The organism is Streptomyces xinghaiensis S187, assembly GCF_000220705.2.
Lineage (GTDB): Bacteria > Actinomycetota > Actinomycetes > Streptomycetales > Streptomycetaceae > Streptomyces > Streptomyces xinghaiensis.
In genome coordinates, this window is the sequence record NZ_CP023202.1 from 5,212,794 (window position 1) to 5,231,834 (window position 19,041).

Consider the following 19,041-nt stretch of genomic DNA (forward strand, 5'->3'; position numbering starts at 1 on the left):
CGGGCGGCAGCGCTGCGCCGCAGGGCCGCGGGGCCGCCGGAAGAGGAACCCTCGCCGTCAGTCCTCCGGTGGTGACCGTCCCCGCTGCCGACGAGCACGGGCCCAAGCCCCGCACCTCCCGGCGCTCCGGTGAGCAGCACGCCCCGGAGAACCGCACGGCCCGGCCCGCCCGGGAACCGGAGGGACCGGCCCCGGAGACGGAAACCGGCCCCGGGCCGCGGAAGGGCGGGCCGGGGCCGGCTCGGGGAGGGGGTGGCCGGTCGGCGGACGGGGCGCGCTCAGGCACCCAGCCGGCCGCCGGTCAGCCGGGCGAGCGGGCCGCGCCTGCGAGCCGCGCGACGGCGCGCTACGAGCACCCCGGCACCGGCCACCGCGGCGGCACCGGCCCCGGCCGCCCCGGCGGCGATCGCCTTGCGGGCCTTGACGGCGAGCCAGGCCGTACCGGCCACCGCCGCGGCCTTCTTGGGCATCCCCGCCATGGCCTGCCCGGTGGCGGTCGCCTTCTCGGAGGTCACCTGCGCGGTCTTGGTGGCGAGACCGCCGACCGCGGTCTTCGCCGCGGCCGCCTTCGCGGCAGCCGCCTTGGCGGCGGGGCCGTCGGCCATCTTCACCATGCCGTTGGCACCGGAGCGGGCCTGCTCACCCGTCTTGTCGGTGGCCTGCCCGGCGTTGTCCCGGGCGGCCTTGCCCGCCTTCTCGGTGCTGGTCGCGGCGGTCCGCGCGCCGTTCGCGGTGTTCGTGGCCTGCGTTCCCGCCTTCTCGGTCGTGGTCGCCGCGGCGGACTTGGCGCCTCCCGCCCGTCCGCCCGCGTTCGTCTTCTTGCCGTTCTGGTTGGATACGTCCTTGTTCTCAGCCATGGCCTCCGCCTTACCGCTACGCAGAGCGACAAACGCATGGCTGTCCCGGCACCTCCGGTGCCCGGTTTCCCGGGCCTGTCATGAGATCCGGAAAGAAGGGCAGGAGTGCGGGTGTGTAGGACGAATGGGCCGGGGTAGACGCCCCTTCACCCCCGGATGGACGAGCAAGACGAGCATGGAGGCCACTATGGACACCACGGCAAGCACGGTTTCGATGGCGGTCTCGGAGATCGAGTCGGAAGCCGGCGCCGCGGCGACCGTGGGGGAACTGCCCTGGATCGAGGACCCGACCAAGGTCGCGCCCCAGGATGCCCGGGAGCTGTCCAAGCTGTTCTTCGACCGGCTCGCCGAGCTGGAAGAGGGGACGCACGAATATCAGTACGCGCGCAACTCCCTGATCGAGCTGAACCTCTCCCTGGTCCGGTTCGCGGCCCGCCGCTTCCGCAACCGCTCGGACGAGATGGAGGACATCGTCCAGGTCGGCACCATCGGGCTGATCAAGGCGATCGACCGTTTCGACCTGAGCCGCGAGGTCGAGTTCACCACCTTCGCCGTGCCCTACATCGTCGGCGAGATCAAGCGGTTCTTCCGCGACACCAGCTGGTCCGTGCACGTTCCGCGCCGGCTGCAGGAGCTGCGGATCGAGCTGGCGAAGGCCAATGACGAGCTGTCGCAGCGGCTGGACCGCTCCCCGACCCCCGACGAGCTGGCCAAGCACCTGAACCGGACGGTCGACGAGGTGCTCGAGGGCATCGTCGCGAGCAACGGCTACGCCGCCGGCTCGCTGGACATGCCGGTCGAGGACGGCGGGGAGAACTCCCGCGGCAACACCCTGGCCGACCTGCTCGGTGACGTGGACCCCGCGCTGGAGACCATCGAGAACCTGCACGCCCTGAAGCCGCTGCTGGAGAACCTCGGCGAGCGCGACCGCACCATCCTGGAGCTGCGCTTCGGCCAGGAGATGACGCAGTCGGAGATCGGCGCCGAGCTGGGCATCTCGCAGATGCACGTCTCACGGCTCCTCTCCCGCACGCTCCGCGAGCTGCGCGCCGGGCTCGTCCCGAACCAGGCGTGAACCCGGCGGCTCCCGCCGCCACTTGGTGAAGCCTCCCGCGCGGGCTTTCCGCACTCTTCCCGGCTGTGCCGACCGGACCGATCCGGTCGGCACAGCCGTTTTTGGGCGCCACCATCCCCTTTTCTGTGCGCCACACTGCCGCTCGGCCCTTTGTCCTTGTGCCCGCCTTTCCCCGGGGGAACGGATCGGTGGTCCCGGCAAGGAGTCCGGAGAATACGGCGCGGGCGGTAAAGGCGATGAAGACGGTGGAAACGGCGGAGACCGCGGAGATGACGGAGGGGCCGACCGGAACATCCGGTCGGCCCCTGAGCCATCCCCTGATTCTTCTCAGCCGAGGCGAACCCCGGTTCTACCAGCGGTACCAGCGGCCTCGCCGGCCGCCCGCACCCGCGGGCCGGACGAAGAAGCCCACGAGCCAGAGAACCAGCACGATCACCGCGATCCACCACAGTGCTTCGAGTGCGAATCCCGCCCCGAAAAGGATCAGGGCCAGGAGTAGAACGAGTAGAAGCGGAACCATGTTTATCAACCTCCATGGAAGCTTGTGCCCCTGAGGTTCCCGCACACACGGCCGCATTCCGGTTAGTTTTCCGGGTTCGGGGGAATCCTGCCGCCCCTTTTTCTCCGCTCGCCACCCCGGCGGCGGAATTCCCGGAACGGGGATGCCCGAGCTCAGTCCTCGCGGTCGTCGGAGGGCGCCCGCACGATCACGACCGTGCACGGGGCGTGGTGGGTGACGTGCTGGCTCACCGAACCGAGCAGGGCGCCCTTGAAGCCGCCCAGCCCGCGGCTGCCGACCACCAGCAGTGACGCGCCGCGTGCCGCCTCCAGAAGCACCTGTACCGGCCCGCCCGCCTGGGTGAGCGCGCGGACCCGCACGGGTGGTTCCTTCCCGACCGTCTCCTCGACGGCGGTCAGCAGGGTCTGCTGCGCGCTCTCCTCCAGGGTCGCGTCGGTGGGGGCGGTCGGCGGCATCATCCCGCCCCAGGTGACGTAGCCCGGCCACTCCCAGGACATGATCGCGTCCACCTCGGCGCCCGTGAGCTCCGCCTGCCGGACGGCCCAGCGCAGGGCCTCCCGGGAGGGCTCCGAGCCGTCCACTCCCACCACGATCCGGTTTTCCGTCCGGTCCGCCACTGGCTGCCTCCTGGGCTCTGGGTAACGCGTCCGTCTGTCTTGTTCCGTATGACCGTTTCAGCGGCCGTCCATACCGCCCGCCGCCCCGTCCGGTCCTGTCAGTCCCCGGCGAAGAAGCCGGCGATGGCCTCGATGAATCCGGGGTCGCGGACGGCCGTCAGATGGTCTCCGGGGACGGTGTGCAGCCGGGCGCCCGGTATGGCGTCCGCCAGCACCGCCGGCCGTACGGCCAACGGGTCCTCGTCCCCGGCGATCACCAGCGTAGAGGCCGTGACCTCGGTGAGGGGCATCGGTGCCCGGTGGATGGCGGCGGCGTGGGCGGCGAGGGCAGCGCGGTCCGCGCCGACCGCGTCGGCCAGGGCGCGGAAGCCGGCGGCCTCCGCCGTCACGGTGGAGGGATCCTCCGCGGTGAGCGCGGCGATCACCGAACCCGTCGGCAGGGCGCGGGTGTCCAGGCCGCCGACCTCCACGACCCCGGCCCCCACGCCGCCCACCACCAGGCGTGTCACGCGCTCGTCCCCGGCGGCCGCGAGCAGGGAGACGACGGCGCCCATCGAGTAGCCGGCCAGGTGCACGCGCTCCGCGCCCAGGAGGTCGAGGAGCCCGCGGAGGTCGCGGGCCATCACGGCCTCGCCGTAGGCGGCCGGGTCGTGCGGCCTGCCGGACCGCCCGTGGCCGCGGGCGTCGATGCCCACGACACGGTGGCCCCGGGCGGTGAGCTCGCCGACGATGCCCGGCGCCACCCAGTTGACGAAGGTGTCCGCGACGAAGCCGTGGTGGAGCACCACGGGCGGGGTGCCCGGGGCGGCGGTGTCCGCGCCGTAGACGTGGTAGGCGAGGGGCGTGCCGTCGGCGGCGGTGAACCGGTGGGTGGTTCCGCGCGGATACCCCTCCGGGCCGGCCGGGTCTCCGCTGCCGGCCGGTGCCTGCTGTGTCATGCCGTCGTCCCGTCGTGTCGGTGGATGTCGGTGTGGATGTGGGTGTGGGCGGCGGTGTCCGGGGCCGCGGCTCCGGGCCCGGGACCGGCGCTGCGGCCGTTCCTCCCGCGGGCGCCGTCGTGGAGTGCGCCCGGCCCGGCTCCGCCGCCGGGGTGCACGGTTTGGGGCGCCCGTCGGGGGCCGGGGCGCCGGCCGGGCCGACCGTAACCGCGGGCGGCGCGGCGGGGCGAGCCTCTTGTGCCGGAGCACAGCGGGCAGTCGGCCGGTCTGGACGGCCGCCCAGACGGCGCCGGCCCGCCGGGCGCTCCCGGAGCGGCTCCGGGCGCCGGTCGGGACACCGGTACGGCCGGTGGTGGGTGACCGGCGCGCGGCGGACCCGGCACGCCCCCGCTGTGGGCTCGCACAACGGAGCGCGTACCGCTTCTGGGAGCCCGCCCCGATCTCGTCCCCGGCCATGGACCGCGGTTCCGTGCCCGTGGTGTCGTGACGGCCCGATCCGGCCATACGAGGAGGGCCCTTGCGTGCCTGGCAGGTCCACGAACCGGGGGAACCCGTCGCCGCACTGCGCCTGGAGGACGTCGAGGATCCGGTGCCGGGCCCCGGCCGGATCCTCGTCCGGGTGCTCGCGGCGGCGGTCAACTTCCCCGACGCCCTGCTGTGCCGCGGGCAGTACCAGCTCAAGCCGCCGCTGCCGTTCACCCCCGGCCTGGAGGTCTGCGGAGAGGTGATCGGGACCGGTGAGGGCGTGACCACCCCGGCCGTCGGCGAACGGGTCGTCGGACTCTCCGCGCTGCCGCACGGCGCCTTCGCGGAACGGACGTTGATGGAGGCCGATTCCGCGCTCCCGGCCCCCGCCGCCCTCGACGACACGGCGGCCGCCGCGTTCTACATCAGCTACCAGACGGGCTGGTTCGGGCTGCACCGGCGGGCCGCGCTGCAGCCCGGGGAGACGCTGCTGGTGCACGCCGCGGCGGGTGGTGTCGGCAGCGCCGCCGTCCAGCTCGGCAAGGCCGCCGGGGCCACCGTCATCGGCGTGGTGGGCGGCCCCGAGAAGGCGGGACTCGCCCGCCGGCTCGGCGCGGACGTGGTCGTGGACCGGCACCGCGAGGACTTCGCCGACGTCGCCCTGGAGGTCACCGCCGGGCGCGGCGCGGACGTCGTCTACGACCCGGTCGGGGGCAGCGCGTACAGCGGTTCGGCGCGCTGTATGGCTTTCGAGGGGCGCATCGTGGTCGTCGGCTTCGCCAGCGGTGTAGTGCCCCGGCCGAACCTCAGCCGGGCGCTGCTCGGCAACTACACCATCCTCGGCCTGCACTGGGGCCTGTACGCCCGGCGGAGCCGCCCCGAAGTACTGCGCGCCCACCGGGAACTGACGGCGCTCGCCGACCGGGGCGTGGTGACCCCGCTCCTCGGGGAACGGCTGCGGCTGCCGGACGTCGCCGACGGTTTGCAGCGGCTCGCGGACGGGACGACCGCCGGACGGGCGGTGATGCTGCCGGACTGACCCGACGTGACCGGACCGACCGTGCTGACCGGACCGGCCGGGCCGCGGGAACGCCCGGACCGGCGGAGGAGCAGAGAAGCGAAGAAGCAGAGGAGCAGGGGGGCCGAGGAACGGCGCGAGCGCGCGAGCGGAGGAACGGGGCCGGCAGGGGAACGCATGAACGGCCGGCCGGTTCCAGGGGACGTACACGGGGGGATCCGCACCGGGGGATTCACACGAGGAGTTCCTGATGAGATCGGTGAACCAAGAGCACGGCGGCAGGGCGCCGGGACGACCGCCGCGGCGCCTGCACGGACGGCGGGCCGAACTCCGGGCCCTGGGCGCGCTGCTGGAAGCGGCACAGCGAGGGGCCGGTGGAGCGCTGCTGCTCGTGGGCGAGCCGGGGCTCGGCCGCAGCGCCCTCCTCAACCGGGTGGCGGCGCACGCCTCGGGGACCTCGGGGCGGTCCGCTCCGGGACACGCGCCGGAGCACGCGCCGGGGCCCGTCGGCGGCTGCGTGGCCACCGTGCTCCGTATCCGGGCGGTGGCCGCGGAACAGCACATCCCCTACAGCGGTCTGCACGCCCTGCTGACCCCGGCGGCGTCCCTGCTCCCCGCGGTCACGCCGCGCACCGCGCCCCTCGCCGAGGCGCTGCGCCTGGCCCGTCCGGACCGGCAGGACACGACGGCCGCCCGGGGCGCCACGGTGGCTCCGGATACGCCGGCTGCCCACGGCACGGCGGCGTCGGCCCCGCGGGGGACCGCTCGGAGTACAACGGCCGGGCGACGTGAGGCGGTTGCCCCTGACACGGTGACGGCTCCGGGCGGGGACCCCGGGGCGGAGAACGAAGCTGGTGCAGGTCCGAGCCGGGGCGCCCCGGCGGCCCGGGGCGCGGAGTCCGTCCCGGGCGCCGAGTCCGTACGGGACCGGGCCCCGGCGGGCGGATCGCCGGGCGGCGCCGTGCGGCGGGGCACGGCCGGGAACCGTTCCGCCGTGCCGCCGGAGGCGGTGGCCGGGACGGCCGGTGCACGCGCGACCGGGCTCCGCCCCGGCCGCCCCGCCGGTGCCGTCGCCGCTGCCGCCGCGGGCGTCGGCTCGGGCACCGGCCCGGGCACCGGTGCCGTCGCGGACGCCCTCCTCGCCCGGCTCGGGGAGCTGACGCGCCGCGGGCCGCTCCTCGTCTGCGTCGACGACGCCCATCTCCTCGACCCCGACTCGCGTGCCGTCCTGGGGTTCACCGCGCGCCGCCTCGACGGCGGCCCGCCCGTGGCGCTGCTGCTGAGCGTGGAGCAAGGGCAGGCGGGCGAACCGGAGTTCGCCGGTGTTCCGGTCCTGTCACCGGCACCGCTGGCCGAGCCCGATGCCCTGGCCCTGCTCGACGACCTGCTGCCCGGTGACGCGGCGCCGGCCGTACGGGAGGCGCTGCTCCACGAGGGCTGCGGCAATCCCAGCCTGCTCACCGACCTGGTGGCCGGCCTGACCCCGGCCCAGCTGACCGGGGCCGCCCCGCTCCCGGAGCCGCTGCCCGCCGACGGGCCGCTGCTGCGCGACGGCGCCGCGCGGCTCCGGGCGCTGCCGCCCGACACCCGGCTGCTGCTCCTGCTGGCCGCCGCCGCGCACGAATGCGCGGGCCCGGGGGCCGGCATCGGCGCCGATCTGCTGCTGGGCGCGGCGCGCCGGGCGGGGCTCGCCGGGGCCGCCCTGGAGCCCGCCGAGACGGCCGGTGTCGTACGGACCGAGGGCGACCGGGTCCGCTTCGCCCACCCGACGCTGTGCCGCGTCGCCTACGGCGGTGAACCGCTGGCCCGCCGCCGCGCCGCGCACGCGCTGCTCGCCGGAGTGCTGGCCGCGCGCGGTGAGGCGTACCGGCTACGGGCTCTGCGGCACCGGGCGGCCGCCACCGAACAGCCGGACCCGGACCTGGCCGACCGGCTCGCCGCCGCCGCGGCCGCCGCCCCGGGCGCGGCCCACGCCCACGGCGAACGGGCCGCCGCCCTGGCCCGGGCCGCCGAACTCACCGTCTCCACCGACGCCCGGGTCACCCGGCTCGCCGCCGCGGCCGAGCACGCGTGGCTCTCGGGCCGTCCCCACCGGGCGCGCTCCCTGCTCGCGGCGGGCCGTGAACTGCCCGCCCGGGAGGCCGTACGGGGCCGGGCCGAACTGGTGCGCGGCATCCTCGAACTGCGGGACGGCGTGGTCACCGACGCCCGCGAGGTCCTGCTGCACGCGGCCCGGCTGCTGGAACCGCACGACCGGCCGGGGGCCCGCCGTGCCCTGCTGCACGCGGCGGAGGCGGCCTGGGCCGACGGCGACGTGACCGGCTACCTCTCCGACATCGGCCGTGCCACGGCCCTGACCGGCCCGGGCGCCACGGCCACCGGTGACGGCGAATCCGTTGTCCGTGAGGCCGGTGACCGTGCCGCCGCGGCCTGTGCCCCTGGTGACGGCGGCGGTGACGGCGGTGAGCGCGACCCCGGTGAGGGCGGCGGAGACACCGGCCACCGCCGCGAACGGACGGCTGCCGCCCCGTCCGCCCGCACGGGCGCGCCCGCCGAGCGGGCCGGGCGCGGACCGGAGCCGCACGGTCCGGCCGGGAGCGCTCTCCTCGACGCCTACTGCGACGGGATGCGCGCGGTGATGAGCGGACGGTTCACCGACGGAAAGGAGCCGCTGCGCCGGGTGATCGGGCTGGGCCGGGGTGCCGAGGAACACGAGAGCCTCATCCGCGCCGGAGTGGCGGCCCTGGTGCTCGGACAGGTCGGCGCGGCCTGCGAGATCAACACCCGTGCCCTGGCCCTGGCCCGCGTCCGCGGACTCGACACCCTCGTGCCGCAGACCCTGGAACACCTGGTCTACGCGGAGCTGCGCGCGGGCCGCCACACCCGCGCTCACGCCCACGCCCTGGAAGGGCTGAAGGCCGCGGGCCGCGCGGGCCAGCGGAATTGCGCCGCGCACCACCACGCGGCCCTGGCCATGACCGCCGCCCTCCGCGGTGACGCCGCCGCCTGCGAGGAGCACGCGCGGGCGGCCGGCGAGAACGCGGGCCCGCACGGCCTCGGGGTGGCCGCCACGCTGGCCGTGTGGGCGCTCGCCCTCGCGGACCTGGGCCGGGGCCTGCCCCGCGAGGCCCTGGTCCGGCTGCGCCCGCTCGTGGGCACCGGCCCCGGGCGCGGGCACTTCGCCCTGCGCATGATCGCCGTACCGGACCTGGTGGAGGCCGCGGTGCTGGCGGGGGAGCCGGGCGTGGCGCGGGCCGTGCTGCCGGAGTTCGAGCTCTGGACGGCGCACACGGCCGATCCGCAGGCCCCGGCGCAGCTCGCCCGCTGCCGCGCGCTGCTGGCGGTGGAGCCGGCGGCGGGCGAGCCCGGACGCACCGGGCGGCGCGCGGTTCCGGCGGGTGCGCCGGCGGCCGGCGTGCCCGGTACGGGGGGTGCGCCCGGTGGGGTCGCGGCGGCCGGGTACGGGGTGCCGGAGGGCCGGTTGGCCGTCTCCGTCGTCTCCGCCGTCCCCGGCGCCGTGGCGGCGGCCGGGACGGACGCAACCGACGCCGGGACCGACGCCCTCTTCGCCCGGGCCCTGGAACTGCACGACCTGGCCGACGGTGATTTCCAGCGGGCCCGTACCCAGCTGCTGCGCGGCAAGATGCTCCGCCGCAAGCGCCGCCCGGGGGCGGCCCGGGACCATCTGCGCGACGCGCTCGTCGCCTTCGAACGGTGCGGCGCCGGAGCCTGGGCCGAGCAGGCGCGGGCCGAGCTGCGGGCCACCGGCGAAGCAGGCCGGGCCGCCGAGGCCCCCGCCGTCGCGGGGCTGCTCACCCCGCAGCAGCTGCGGATCGCGCGCTGCGTGGCGGAGGGGGCGACCAACCGCGAGGTGGCGCTCCGGCTGTCCGTCAGCCCGCGCACCGTCGACCACCATCTGCGCAATGTGTTCGCCGCGCTCGGCATCAGATCCCGGGTGGAGCTGCCCCGGCTGCTCGCCGCGGCCGGGCCGGGAGCCGGGCCGGGAGCCGGCCCCGGCGGTACCGCGAACGGCCCGGGGGCGGGGACGGGCGGCCCGGCCGGGGCCGTGACCGGAAACATGCCCGGGGACCGGTCCGTCCCCCGGGTGGCGAGGCCGGCCGCTCCCGGCCCGGGGACCGGCTCCGCCGCAGCTCACCGGGGTGAAGCCCGGGCGGGGACGGGCCGGCCGGGGCGGCTGTCGCGGACCGCGGCGGCCCTGCGGCCGGGCCGCAATTCGGACACGGTTGCGGGCATGGGTATGGACGAATGACCGACCGGACGGTATGTCCTTGGAGGAAGAGGACGCACCACCCCGGAAACACCGGGGGCGGGCCGGTTGCCACGGCCCGCCCCCCGCCCAGGCCCCCGCACCCGTGGAGGACCGAGATGCACCCAGTCGTACGGGCCCGAGTGCGGGCCCTGCCGGGACTGCCCGCGGCGGACGAGCCGGTCCGGTCGCGGGCGAGCGCCGAGGCGGTCACCGTGCTGCACCGCGCCGCCCGCGTGCTCATCGACCAACTGCCCCTGCTGACCGACCGCGTCGTCACCCTGCTCCGCGAGCAGGAGCCCGCCTACCGTGCCCCCACCACGGACCCGGACGACCTCTGGCAGGAGGTCCACGGCTCCCTCCGCCACAACGTCGGCTCCCTGCTGCGCCCCAAGGAGTCCCGCGAGTCGGCCCGCCAGTGCTCCTGGCGGATCGGGGCCGAGCGCGCCGAGCAGGGCATGCCGCTCGACGCCGTGCTGCACGCCTTCCGGCTGGGCGGCTCGGTCGTCTGGCAGGGCCTGGTCGAGGCGGCGAGCGAACGGAACCCGGAGGACGCGCACCTCCTCGTCCACGTCGCCGCCGACGTGTGGAACTTCGTCGACGAGCACTGCGGACTGGTGTCCGACGCCTACCGCCAGGTCGAACGCGAGCTGACCTGGCGCCGCGAGAACCGGCGCCGGCTGATGACCGAGGCCCTGCTCGACGGCACCACCCGCATCTCCGACCTCCCCGAGGTGGCCGCCGCCCTCGGCCTGCCCGAGGACGGCCGGTACGCCGTCGTCGTGGTCACCGGCGGCCGGCGGGCCGCGTACGGGGGAGGGGAGCCGCTGTCCGTCCCGGACGGGATGAGCGTCGTCTGGCACACCGGGGCCGACGCCGACCACGGCATCGTCCTCGTCGGCGACGGCGGCCCGGCCGCGCTCGCCGCCCGCATCAAACCGCCCCCGGGAGGCCGGGCCGGGATCAGCTCCGTGGTCGACGGCCTGGCCGCCGTCGGGGACGCGCGCAGACTGGCCGCCAACGCCCTGCGCTGCGCCGCCGGGGACGGCGATGTGGCGGTGCTGGAGGAGCATCTGCCCGCCGCACTGGTCATTTCCTCCCCGGAGCTCGGGGCCGCGCTGACCGAGCGCGTCCTGGGGCCCGTCCTCGAACTGGAGCCCTCCGACCGCGACATCATGCTGGACACGCTCACCGTGTGGCTGGCCGCGCAGGGGTCGGCCGTGCGCGCAGCGAGCCGGCTGTTCTGCCACCGCAACACGGTGCTCAACCGGCTGCGCCGCTACGAGCAGCTCACCGGGAGCTCCCTCGGCAGCCCGCAGGACGTGGTCGAACTGTCCCTGGCCCTGACGGCGCGCCGGCTGCTCCGGGTCTGAGACCGCCCGCCCGGCGGCGGAGCCCGGAGTTCCGCCGCCTCCACGTCCGCGACCCGGGGCCGGGCGCCGGCCCGCGACTCCCGGTCCGGACGAGGTCGTCCGCGCTCCTCGGGTACGGCCGGCCCGCCGCCCGCCGCCCCGGGCGACGGCCGTCCGTGTCGTCCGTGCCGCCCGCCCCGGGGCGCGTGCGCGCCGCGCGGGGCACGCGCGGGATCGTCCGGCCGGGGGCCCTGCCCCCTGCTCCCGCGTGCCCGGACACCGGCCCCGCCGACCTGCCGCTCCGGGCCTCCGCCCGTTCCGCCCGGCCTTCCGGCGGCCGGTGAAGCGGCCCGCGGAGGAGGCCGGTGAGCCGGCCCGTACGCAGGCCCGACCGGCGCCCGGACAGCCGTTCCGTAACCGGACGATGGCGCACGGTGTGACAGCGCACAGTCCGTGCCCGGCCCTCTTGGGCCCGGTCACCGAGGTGCGGTCCGCGCCTGTACGGCCGCCGGGCCCGCTGCTGTCGTGACGCGGGTGACTTCCGCTTCCGCCTTCCTCGACGCCGGAACGCTGGCCTATGTGATCTTCTCGGCCTGCGTCGCCATCTCGTTCCTCCTCTGCGTGCTCGCGGCCACCGACACCGACGAACCCGCCCAGTTCTACACGGGCAGCGGCGGGATGAGCCCCGCCCAGAACGGGCTCGCCATCGCCGGTGACTACATCTCCGCCGCCACCGTGCTCACCACCACCGGGGCGATCGCCCTCACCGGCGCCGACGGCCTGCTCAGCGCCGCGGCCACGGTGCTCTCCCTCTACCTGCTCAAACTGCGGCTGGCCGGGCCGCTGGCCGAGGGCCCGCGCCACTACACGCTCGGCGACATCCTGGCCCGCCGGCTGCGGGAGCGGCCGGCACGGATCGCCATCGCGCTGGTCACGCTGATCGTCACCTTCCCGATCCTGCTGGTGCAGCTCGCCGCCGCCGGAATCATGATGACCACCCTGCTCGACCTGCCCGGTGAGGCCTCCACCACGATCAGCACGGTCTTCGTCGGCCTGCTGATGGTCGGCTACGTCGCCTTCGGCGGCATGCGCGGCACCGGGCTCGTCCAGATCATGAAGATCGTGGTGGTGACCCTGGTGACCACCGTGCTCGCCGCGATGGTCCTGCACCGCTTCGGCTGGAACCCGATCCGGCTGATGACCACCGCCGCCCGGAACAGCGGGGCCGGGGACGGCTACTGGACCACCGGCGTCCAGTTCGGCCGCTCCGCGCTGAACCGCGTGGAACTCCTCAGCCTGGACCTCACTCTCCTCCTCGGCGTGGCCTGTATGCCGCACGTGATGATGCGGCTCTACACCCACCGCGGGGCCGAGGCCGCCCGCAAATCCATGCGGTGGGCCGTCGGCACCGTCGTCGGCTTCATGGTGACCATCGTGGTGCTCGGCATGGGCGCCGCCGCCCTGGTCGGCGGGAAGGAGCTGTACCGGCAGGACCACACCGGCGGCACCGCCCTGCTCGCGCTCACCCGGGTCCTGGACAGCGGGGCGCGCGCCGCCGACCAGAGCCTGCTCTTCGCGGTCGTGGCCTGCGCCGTCTTCGTCACCGTCCTCGCCGCCGTCGTCGGCATCACCCTCGCCGCGGCCACCACCGTCGCCCACGACCTCCTCGCCCGGACCGTCTTCCGGGGCCGGCTGTCCCGCGGCCGCGAGGTCCGGTACGCCCGCTGGGCCGTCCTCGGCGTCGGCACCACGGCGGTGCTGCTGGCGATCCCCGCCCAGGGCTGGAACGCCCAGGTGCTGATCGTCTACACCTTCGGCGTCGCCGCCTCCGCCCTGCTGCCGACCCTCGTCTACACCTTCTTCTGGCGCGGCTTCACCACGGGCGGCATGTACGGCAGCCTCTACGGCACGACGGTGCTGCTGACCGTGCTGACGGTCTTCTGCCCCGGGGTCTCCGGCCTGCCGGTGTCCATCTTCCCCGACCGCGACTTCGCGTGGTTCCCGCTCCAGACCCCCGGCATCGTCACCATCCCGGCCGGCTTCCTCCTCGGCTGGCTCGGCTCCGTCCTCTCCCGCCCCGAACCGCGGCGCGACGGCGGCACCGGCGAGGGCGGCGGCGAGCGCGAGGGCGACGGCCACGACGGCGGCCACGGCGCGGCGGAACCGCGGGAGGACGGCCTCGCGGTCTTCCCGGCCGGCCGCTCCGACGAGGGGTTTCCCTCCTGGCACGTCGCGGAACGCCGTGATCCGCGGCACTCCCCCTCTGGGCGGACGCACAACGGGCACGGGCGGCCCTTGGGAGTGGGACCCGACCTGGCCGACTGACCTGTACCCGCCTCCGGCGCCGTGTTGTCGTATCCGTCACTTCCCCCGAACCGCCCCCGCGCGGACCCCGAGGAGAATCCATGCCCGATGTCTCTCCCGAGGCCCTGCACATCCAGGACCTCGACGTGTCCTACGGACAGTCCGTCCGCGCTCTGCGGGGTGTGACCCTCACCGTCCCCGCCGGCAGCGTGGTCGCCCTGCTCGGCGCCAATGGTGCCGGGAAGAGCACCCTGCTGCGCACGGTCTCCGGCACCCTGCGGATGCACCGCGGGGCGATCACCGCGGGAAGCGTGGAGTACGCCGGCCGGCAGCTCAACGGCTCCGACCCGGTGACCGCCGTACGCGCCGGAGTCGTCCAGGTACCGGAGGGACGCCGCGTCTTCGGCGCGCTGACCGTCGACGAGAACCTCCGCGCCGGCGGCCTCGGACTGCACCGCTCCCGCCGCGACAACGCCGCCCGCGACCGGGTCTTCGGGCTCTTCCCGCGCCTCGCCGAGCGCACGAACCAGCGCGCCGGGCTCCTCTCCGGCGGCGAGCAGCAGATGCTCGCCATCGGCCGCGCCCTGATGGCCGCCCCCAAGCTGCTGCTCCTGGACGAGCCGTCGCTCGGCCTGGCCCCGCAGATGGTGGCGCGGATCGGCGAGGTCGTCACGGAGATCAACCGGCAGGGCACCTCGGTGCTCCTCGTCGAACAGAACGCGGCCATGGCGCTCGAACTCGCCGGACACGCGTACGTCCTGGAGGTCGGCGAGGTCCGGCTCTCCGGACCCGCTGCCGAACTGGCCCGCACCGACGAGGTGCGCCGGCTCTACCTCGGCGAGGAGACCCCCCGGCAGGAGCCCGTCGCGGCGGGCGTGGAGAAGGGGCGGTGAACGGGGTGAAGCAGCACAGGCAGCACAGCACGAGTCCGGCGGCCGGCGGGAAGACGGCCGGAGCCGAAGGCACCACCGGCACCACCGGCGCCGGCACCACCGGCACCGTCACGCCCCCGCTGCGCGTCGAGGACGTCACGGTGCGGTTCGCCGGACTGACCGCCCTCGACGGCGTCGGCTTCACCGTCGAGCCCGGCAGCATCCACGCCCTCATCGGGCCCAACGGCGCCGGCAAGTCCACCTGCTTCAATGTCCTCTCCGGGGTCTGCCGCCCGGCGAGCGGCAGTGTGCACTTCGGCGAGCACGAACTGACCCGGCTCCGCCCGCACCGGATCGCCGCCCTCGGTATCGCCCGCACGTTCCAGAACATCGTCATGACCGCGGGCACCGTCGCCGACAACCTGATGCTGGGACGGCACGTCCTCACCCGGGCCGGCTTCGCCGCGACCGCCCTGCGGCTGCCCTCGGCCGTACGGGAGCAGCGGGTCCATCGGGAGCGCGCCCGGGAGATCGCCGAACTCGTCGGTCTCGGGCGGCTGTTCGACACTCCGGTGGCTCTGCTCTCGTACGGCGACCGGAAGCGGGTCGAGATGGCCCGCGCCCTCTGCCTGGAGCCGCGGCTGCTGCTCCTCGACGAGCCGGTGGCCGGGATGAACAGCGCGGAGCGGCAGCGCACCGCCGAGACCGTCCGGGCCGTACGGGAGGAACTCGGCCTCTCCGTGCTCATCGTCGAACACGACATGGGCCTGGTCATGCGGCTCGCCGACGCCGTGACGGTGCTCGACTTCGGCCGCCGCATCGCCGGCGGCGCGCCCGACGAGGTCCGCCACGACCCCGCCGTGCTCCGGGCCTACCTCGGCACCGGAAAGGAAGAGGTCCCCGACCCCGACCCCGATCCGGACGCGGAGCCGGGCTCCGGCCCGGGCCCCGGCCCGGACTCACAGGAACGACAGGAAGAGGAGCACTCCGCATGAGCACGGCTGCGGAAATCGTGCTGAACGGGCTCGCCCTCGGCTCGGTGTACGCCCTGGTCTCCCTGGGCTTCGTCATCATCTTCAAGGCATCCGCCGTCTTCAACTTCGGCCACGGATCGCTGCTGCTGCTCGGCGGCTACCTCACCGCCGTCCTGCACGAACACCTCGGCTTCGCCGCCGCGCTGGCCGTCGCCGTCGTCGCGACGGCCGCCGTGGCCGCCGCCATCGAACGGCTGCTGCTGCGCAACACCGACCCGCACGCCGCGCACACCCTGACGATCATCACCATCGGTGTGGACATCGTCCTGATGACCGACCTGGCCCGCCGCATCGGCGGCGACCTGCTGAGCCTCGGCGACCCCTGGGGCAACGGCATCGTCGAGTTCGCCGGCGTCACCGTCGCGCAGAGCCGGCTCGCCTCGATTGTCGCCGCCGTCATCGTCATCGGCGCCGTCTTCGCGGTCTTCCGCTTCACCTCCTGGGGCCTGTCCCTGCGCGCCGCCGCCGAGGACCGGGAGGCCGCCGCCCTCATGGGCATCCGGCTGGAACGCATCCGGATGCTCGCCTGGTGCCTCGCCGGGGCCCTGGCCGCCATCGCCGCGGTCTTCCTGACCGCCTTCCCGTCCGCCGGACTGGAGCGCACCACCGGGCACATCGCGCTGGCCGCCTTCCCGGCCGCCGTGCTCGGCGGCATGACCTCACCGACGGGCGCCCTGCTCGGCTCCCTGCTCATCGGCGTCACCGAGGCCCTCTGCGCCGGCTACCAGACGGAACTCTCCGCGCTGGGCTCCGGCTTCAGCGACGTCGCACCGTACGCGGTGATGGTGCTGGTCCTCATGTTCCGCCCGACCGGGCTGCTCGGTACGAAGGAGACCGTCCGTGTCTGACCGCACCACCGACAAGCACGACGCCACAGCCGGCACCGCCGGCGGCGAGCGCGCCGAGCCCGCCCCGGCGGCGGCCGGCACCGCGACCGGGACGGAGTCCGCGACCGTGACCGAGCCGGCGACCGGGCCCGCCCCCGGCGGCCCCGGCGACGGCGCCGGCGGGGCCCCCGGACCGGACACCGCCGCGGCCCCGTCCGGCCGGCGGATCACCACCGCCCGCGTCCTCCCCCTCGCCGCCGCCCTCCTCCTCTGCCTCTTCCCCTTCTACCTCGACGCCGCCTGGCTCCAGATCGGCCTGTTCGCCATGGCCGCCGCCATCGGCGCCATCGGCCTCAACCTGCTGACCGGCAGCACCGGCCAGCTCTCCCTGGGCCACGCCTTCTTCCTCGCCGTCGGCGCCTACGGCTACGCCTGGTTCGGCGGCGACCCCGGCCCCGGGCTGCCGCCGCTGCTCGCGCTCCTCCTCGCCGTCGCCCTGACCGGCCTCGCGGGCGGCCTGTTCAGCCCCATCGCCGGCCGGCTGCGCGGCATGTACCTGGGCGTCGCCACCCTCGCCCTGGTGTTCCTCGGCCACCACGTGATGCTCAACGCCGAGCCGGTCACCGGCGGCTTCAACGGCCGCTCCGTACCGCCCATGGAGATCTTCGGCTTCTCCTTCACCGGCAGCGACCCGTACCTGGCCGTGCTGGGCGTGCCCTTCGGCGCCACCGAACGCCTCTGGTACCTCGCCCTGGTGCTGCTCGCCTTCGCCTGGTGGACCGCGCACAACCTGCTGCGCGGCCGCTCCGGCCGGGCGCTCACCGCCGTACGCGACAGCGAGGTGGCCGCCGCCGTGCTGGGCGTGCCCGTCGCCCGCTACCGCTCCGGCGCCTTCATCGTCTCCTCGATGTACGCCGGTCTCGCCGGCGCGCTGATCGCCCTGATCTCCCAGACCGTGGTGCCCGACTACTTCAGCCTGGCGCTCTCCATCGACTACCTCGCCATGATCGTGATCGGCGGACTCGGCTCGGTCGGAGGCGCCGCCGTCGGCGCGCTCTTCGTCAGCGCCCTGCCGCTCGTCATCGCCCGCTACGCCGACCAGCTACCGCTGATCGAGCCGCCCGGGGCCCCCGGAAACGCCGTCGGCCCCGCAGACGCCGCCCGCTACCTCTACGGCGCGGCCATCGTCCTCATCCTCCTCCGCGCCCCCGGCGGGCTGAGCGGCCTGCTGCACAGCGGCAAGCTCCGCCGCTTCCGTACCGGCGTCCGTCCCCGTACCACCAACGAAACCCAGGAGCCCACCTCATGAAGCACAGCAGGAGAGCCGCCGTCGCGGCGGCGGTCGTCGCCCTGGCCCTCGCCGGGACCGGCTGCAGCACCAAGGCCCAGGAGTCCGACGGCGGCAAGGCCGGCGCGGACGGGGTCAAGACCGGTCCGGGTGTCACCGAGAAGACCATCAAGCTCGCCGCGCTGACCGACCTCAGCGGTCCGTACGCCACCCTCGGCAAGAGCATCGTCCAGGCCCAGAAGATGTGGGCCGAGGGCGTGAACAAGGACGGCGGCATCTGCGACCGCAAGATCGAGATCGTGGTGAAGGACCACGGCTACGACGTGCAGAAGGCCCGCTCCGCCTACACCGAGGTCTCGCCCGACGTGCTGGCCATGCCGCAGGTGATCGGCTCGCCGGTGGTCGCCGCCCTGAAGGACAGCGTGGCGAAGGACAAGATCCTCACCTATCCGATGGCGTGGGCCGCGTCCCTGCTCGGCGAGGACGCCATCCAGGTCCTGGGCACCACCTACGACATCGACATGATCAACGCCGTGGACTTCCTCAACCGCGAGGCCGGGGTGAAGAAGGGCGACAAGATCGGCCACGTCTACTTCGAGGGCGACTACGGGCAGAGCGCCCTGGAGGGTGCCAAGGCCGCCGCGAAGGAGCGGGGCATGACCGTCGTCGAGCAGAAGATCAAGCCGACCGACACCGATCTGTCGGCCCAGGTCTCCGCCCTGCGCGCGGCCAAGGTCAAGGCGGTCCTCATCAGCGCCGGGCCCACCCAGACGGCTTCGCTCGTCGGCGTCTCCGCCGCCAAGGGCTTCACCGTCCCCGTCCTCACCAGCGCCCCGGGCTATGCCCCGCAGCTGCTGAAAACACCGGCCGGCCCGGCCCTGGAGAAGATGCTGCACATCGTCAGCGCCACACCGCCGGTCAGCCACGACCTGCCCGACCTGGAGAAGATGGTCGCCGACTACCAGAAGAAGTACCCCAAGGAGCTGGTCGACTCCGGCACCCTCTCCGGCTACAGCGCCGTCACGGCGCTCGACGCGGACCTCCGCGCGGCCTGCGAGGCGAAGGACCTCACCCGTGAGGGCCTGGTCAAGGCGCACCGCTCGCAGAGCGAGCACAAGGGCTTCGGCGTGACGCAGGACTTCAGCGACGCCTCGCAGCCCGCGACGTACGCCTCGTACATCTCCAAGCCCGACCCGAAGAAGGTCGGCGGCTCGGTGCTGGTCGAGGACGCGCACGAACTGCCGGAGGCCCGGGAGTACTTCAAGAACCGCTCCTGACCCGCTGCCCGGGCCCCGTGAGCCCGGGAAGCACCGACACGGACGGCGGTCCGCACGGCCCCTCATCACGGGGAGCCGAGCGGACCGCCGTCCGCCGTGCGCCGGGGTCGTGACGCGCGCCCGCCGGCGAACAGGACCGGGGAAACCGCCCGGAAGCGTTGCCTCCGCCGTGCCGCTCCGGGGAGACTGCATGCCGTGACTACCGGGTCGGCCATGGGCCACACACGAGTGAGGCACCCGGCCACGAGGTGAGGACGGGGCGGGCCAGAGGCCCGCCTGCCCGCTCCGCCCCGGCGGCCGCCGCGCACCCGCGCACCGCGCTCACGCGCC

The 19,041-nt window shown here is 75.0% G+C and carries 14 protein-coding genes; 10 read left to right on the forward strand and 4 right to left on the reverse strand.

All coding sequences use genetic code 11. The features are described 5' to 3' along the window. Positions 1-278: 278 nt before the first annotated feature. A complete protein-coding gene (locus SXIN_RS22220) occupies positions 279-857 on the reverse strand; it encodes a hypothetical protein (RefSeq protein WP_095757424.1) in 579 nt (192 codons plus the stop codon). Between the two features lie 214 nt (positions 858-1,071). Here SXIN_RS22220 and SXIN_RS22225 point away from each other — a divergent pair, with 214 nt between their 5' ends. Further along, the gene (locus tag SXIN_RS22225; RefSeq protein WP_039821374.1) at positions 1,072-1,932 is read left to right on the forward strand and encodes a SigB/SigF/SigG family RNA polymerase sigma factor; all 861 of its coding nucleotides are present in this window, start codon (positions 1,072-1,074) and stop codon (positions 1,930-1,932) included. A gap of 349 nt (positions 1,933-2,281) precedes the next feature. On the opposite strand, the gene SXIN_RS22230 is transcribed toward SXIN_RS22225, so the two are convergent. From SXIN_RS22230 to SXIN_RS22240, 3 genes are all read right to left on the reverse strand, one after another. Beyond that, entirely contained in the window at positions 2,282-2,452 is a 171-nt protein-coding gene (locus SXIN_RS22230; protein WP_019709161.1) for a DUF5670 family protein, read from the reverse strand. A gap of 152 nt (positions 2,453-2,604) precedes the next feature. Beyond that, positions 2,605-3,069, reverse strand: coding sequence for a universal stress protein (locus SXIN_RS22235; protein WP_019709162.1), 465 nt, complete (start codon positions 3,067-3,069; stop codon positions 2,605-2,607). Positions 3,070-3,167: 98 nt separating this feature from the next. Next, positions 3,168-4,007, reverse strand: coding sequence for an alpha/beta fold hydrolase (locus SXIN_RS22240; protein ID WP_019709163.1), 840 nt, complete (start codon positions 4,005-4,007; stop codon positions 3,168-3,170). A 517-nt stretch (positions 4,008-4,524) separates the two neighbouring features. Between SXIN_RS22240 and SXIN_RS22245 the strand changes: the two genes are divergently transcribed. The 9 genes from SXIN_RS22245 to SXIN_RS22285 all read left to right on the forward strand — a co-directional run bounded on the left by SXIN_RS22245 (position 4,525) and on the right by SXIN_RS22285 (position 18,711). After that, positions 4,525-5,511, forward strand: a complete 987-nt coding sequence (locus SXIN_RS22245; protein WP_019709164.1) for an NADPH:quinone oxidoreductase family protein — start codon at positions 4,525-4,527, stop codon at positions 5,509-5,511. Positions 5,512-5,740: 229 nt separating this feature from the next. Next, entirely contained in the window at positions 5,741-9,760 is a 4,020-nt protein-coding gene (locus SXIN_RS22250) for a helix-turn-helix transcriptional regulator (RefSeq protein WP_095757425.1), read from the forward strand. Positions 9,761-9,876: 116 nt separating this feature from the next. Further along, positions 9,877-11,130: a PucR family transcriptional regulator gene (locus tag SXIN_RS22255; protein WP_039821390.1), complete on the forward strand. Its 1,254-nt coding sequence runs from the start codon at positions 9,877-9,879 to the stop codon at positions 11,128-11,130. A gap of 513 nt (positions 11,131-11,643) precedes the next feature. Next, on the forward strand, positions 11,644-13,434 hold the full coding sequence (locus SXIN_RS22260; protein WP_095757426.1) for a sodium/solute symporter: 1,791 nt from the start codon (positions 11,644-11,646) through the stop codon (positions 13,432-13,434). A gap of 80 nt (positions 13,435-13,514) precedes the next feature. Beyond that, complete coding sequence (locus tag SXIN_RS22265; RefSeq protein ID WP_019709167.1) at positions 13,515-14,306, forward strand: ABC transporter ATP-binding protein; 792 nt, start codon at positions 13,515-13,517, stop codon at positions 14,304-14,306. A gap of 119 nt (positions 14,307-14,425) precedes the next feature. Next, positions 14,426-15,280: an ABC transporter ATP-binding protein gene (locus SXIN_RS22270; protein ID WP_095758145.1), complete on the forward strand. Its 855-nt coding sequence runs from the start codon at positions 14,426-14,428 to the stop codon at positions 15,278-15,280. Further along, positions 15,277-16,167, forward strand: a complete 891-nt coding sequence (locus SXIN_RS22275; RefSeq protein WP_019709169.1) for a branched-chain amino acid ABC transporter permease — start codon at positions 15,277-15,279, stop codon at positions 16,165-16,167. Before SXIN_RS22270 ends, SXIN_RS22275 begins: the two co-directional genes overlap by 4 nt. Positions 16,168-16,372: 205 nt before the next feature. Beyond that, complete coding sequence (locus tag SXIN_RS22280) at positions 16,373-17,455, forward strand: branched-chain amino acid ABC transporter permease (protein ID WP_039821397.1); 1,083 nt, start codon at positions 16,373-16,375, stop codon at positions 17,453-17,455. Beyond that, entirely contained in the window at positions 17,452-18,711 is a 1,260-nt protein-coding gene (locus SXIN_RS22285; protein ID WP_019709171.1) for an ABC transporter substrate-binding protein, read from the forward strand. Before SXIN_RS22280 ends, SXIN_RS22285 begins: the two co-directional genes overlap by 4 nt. Positions 18,712-19,041 lie beyond the last annotated feature (330 nt).

What these genes read in the sequence shown, in the direction of transcription:
- SXIN_RS22230 (WP_019709161.1), bottom strand. Translation starts at nt 2,452, where the DNA reads ATGGTTCCGCTTCTACTCGTTCTACTCCTGGCCCTGATCCTTTTCGGG.
- SXIN_RS22275 (WP_019709169.1), top strand. Translation starts at nt 15,277, where the DNA reads ATGAGCACGGCTGCGGAAATCGTGCTGAACGGGCTCGCCCTCGGCTCG.
- SXIN_RS22265 (WP_019709167.1), top strand. Translation starts at nt 13,515, where the DNA reads ATGCCCGATGTCTCTCCCGAGGCCCTGCACATCCAGGACCTCGACGTG.
- SXIN_RS22250 (WP_095757425.1), top strand. Translation starts at nt 5,741, where the DNA reads ATGAGATCGGTGAACCAAGAGCACGGCGGCAGGGCGCCGGGACGACCG.
- SXIN_RS22285 (WP_019709171.1), top strand. Translation starts at nt 17,452, where the DNA reads ATGAAGCACAGCAGGAGAGCCGCCGTCGCGGCGGCGGTCGTCGCCCTG.
- SXIN_RS22255 (WP_039821390.1), top strand. Translation starts at nt 9,877, where the DNA reads ATGCACCCAGTCGTACGGGCCCGAGTGCGGGCCCTGCCGGGACTGCCC.
- SXIN_RS22220 (WP_095757424.1), bottom strand. Translation starts at nt 857, where the DNA reads ATGGCTGAGAACAAGGACGTATCCAACCAGAACGGCAAGAAGACGAAC.
- SXIN_RS22240 (WP_019709163.1), bottom strand. Translation starts at nt 4,007, where the DNA reads ATGACACAGCAGGCACCGGCCGGCAGCGGAGACCCGGCCGGCCCGGAG.
- SXIN_RS22225 (WP_039821374.1), top strand. Translation starts at nt 1,072, where the DNA reads ATGGCGGTCTCGGAGATCGAGTCGGAAGCCGGCGCCGCGGCGACCGTG.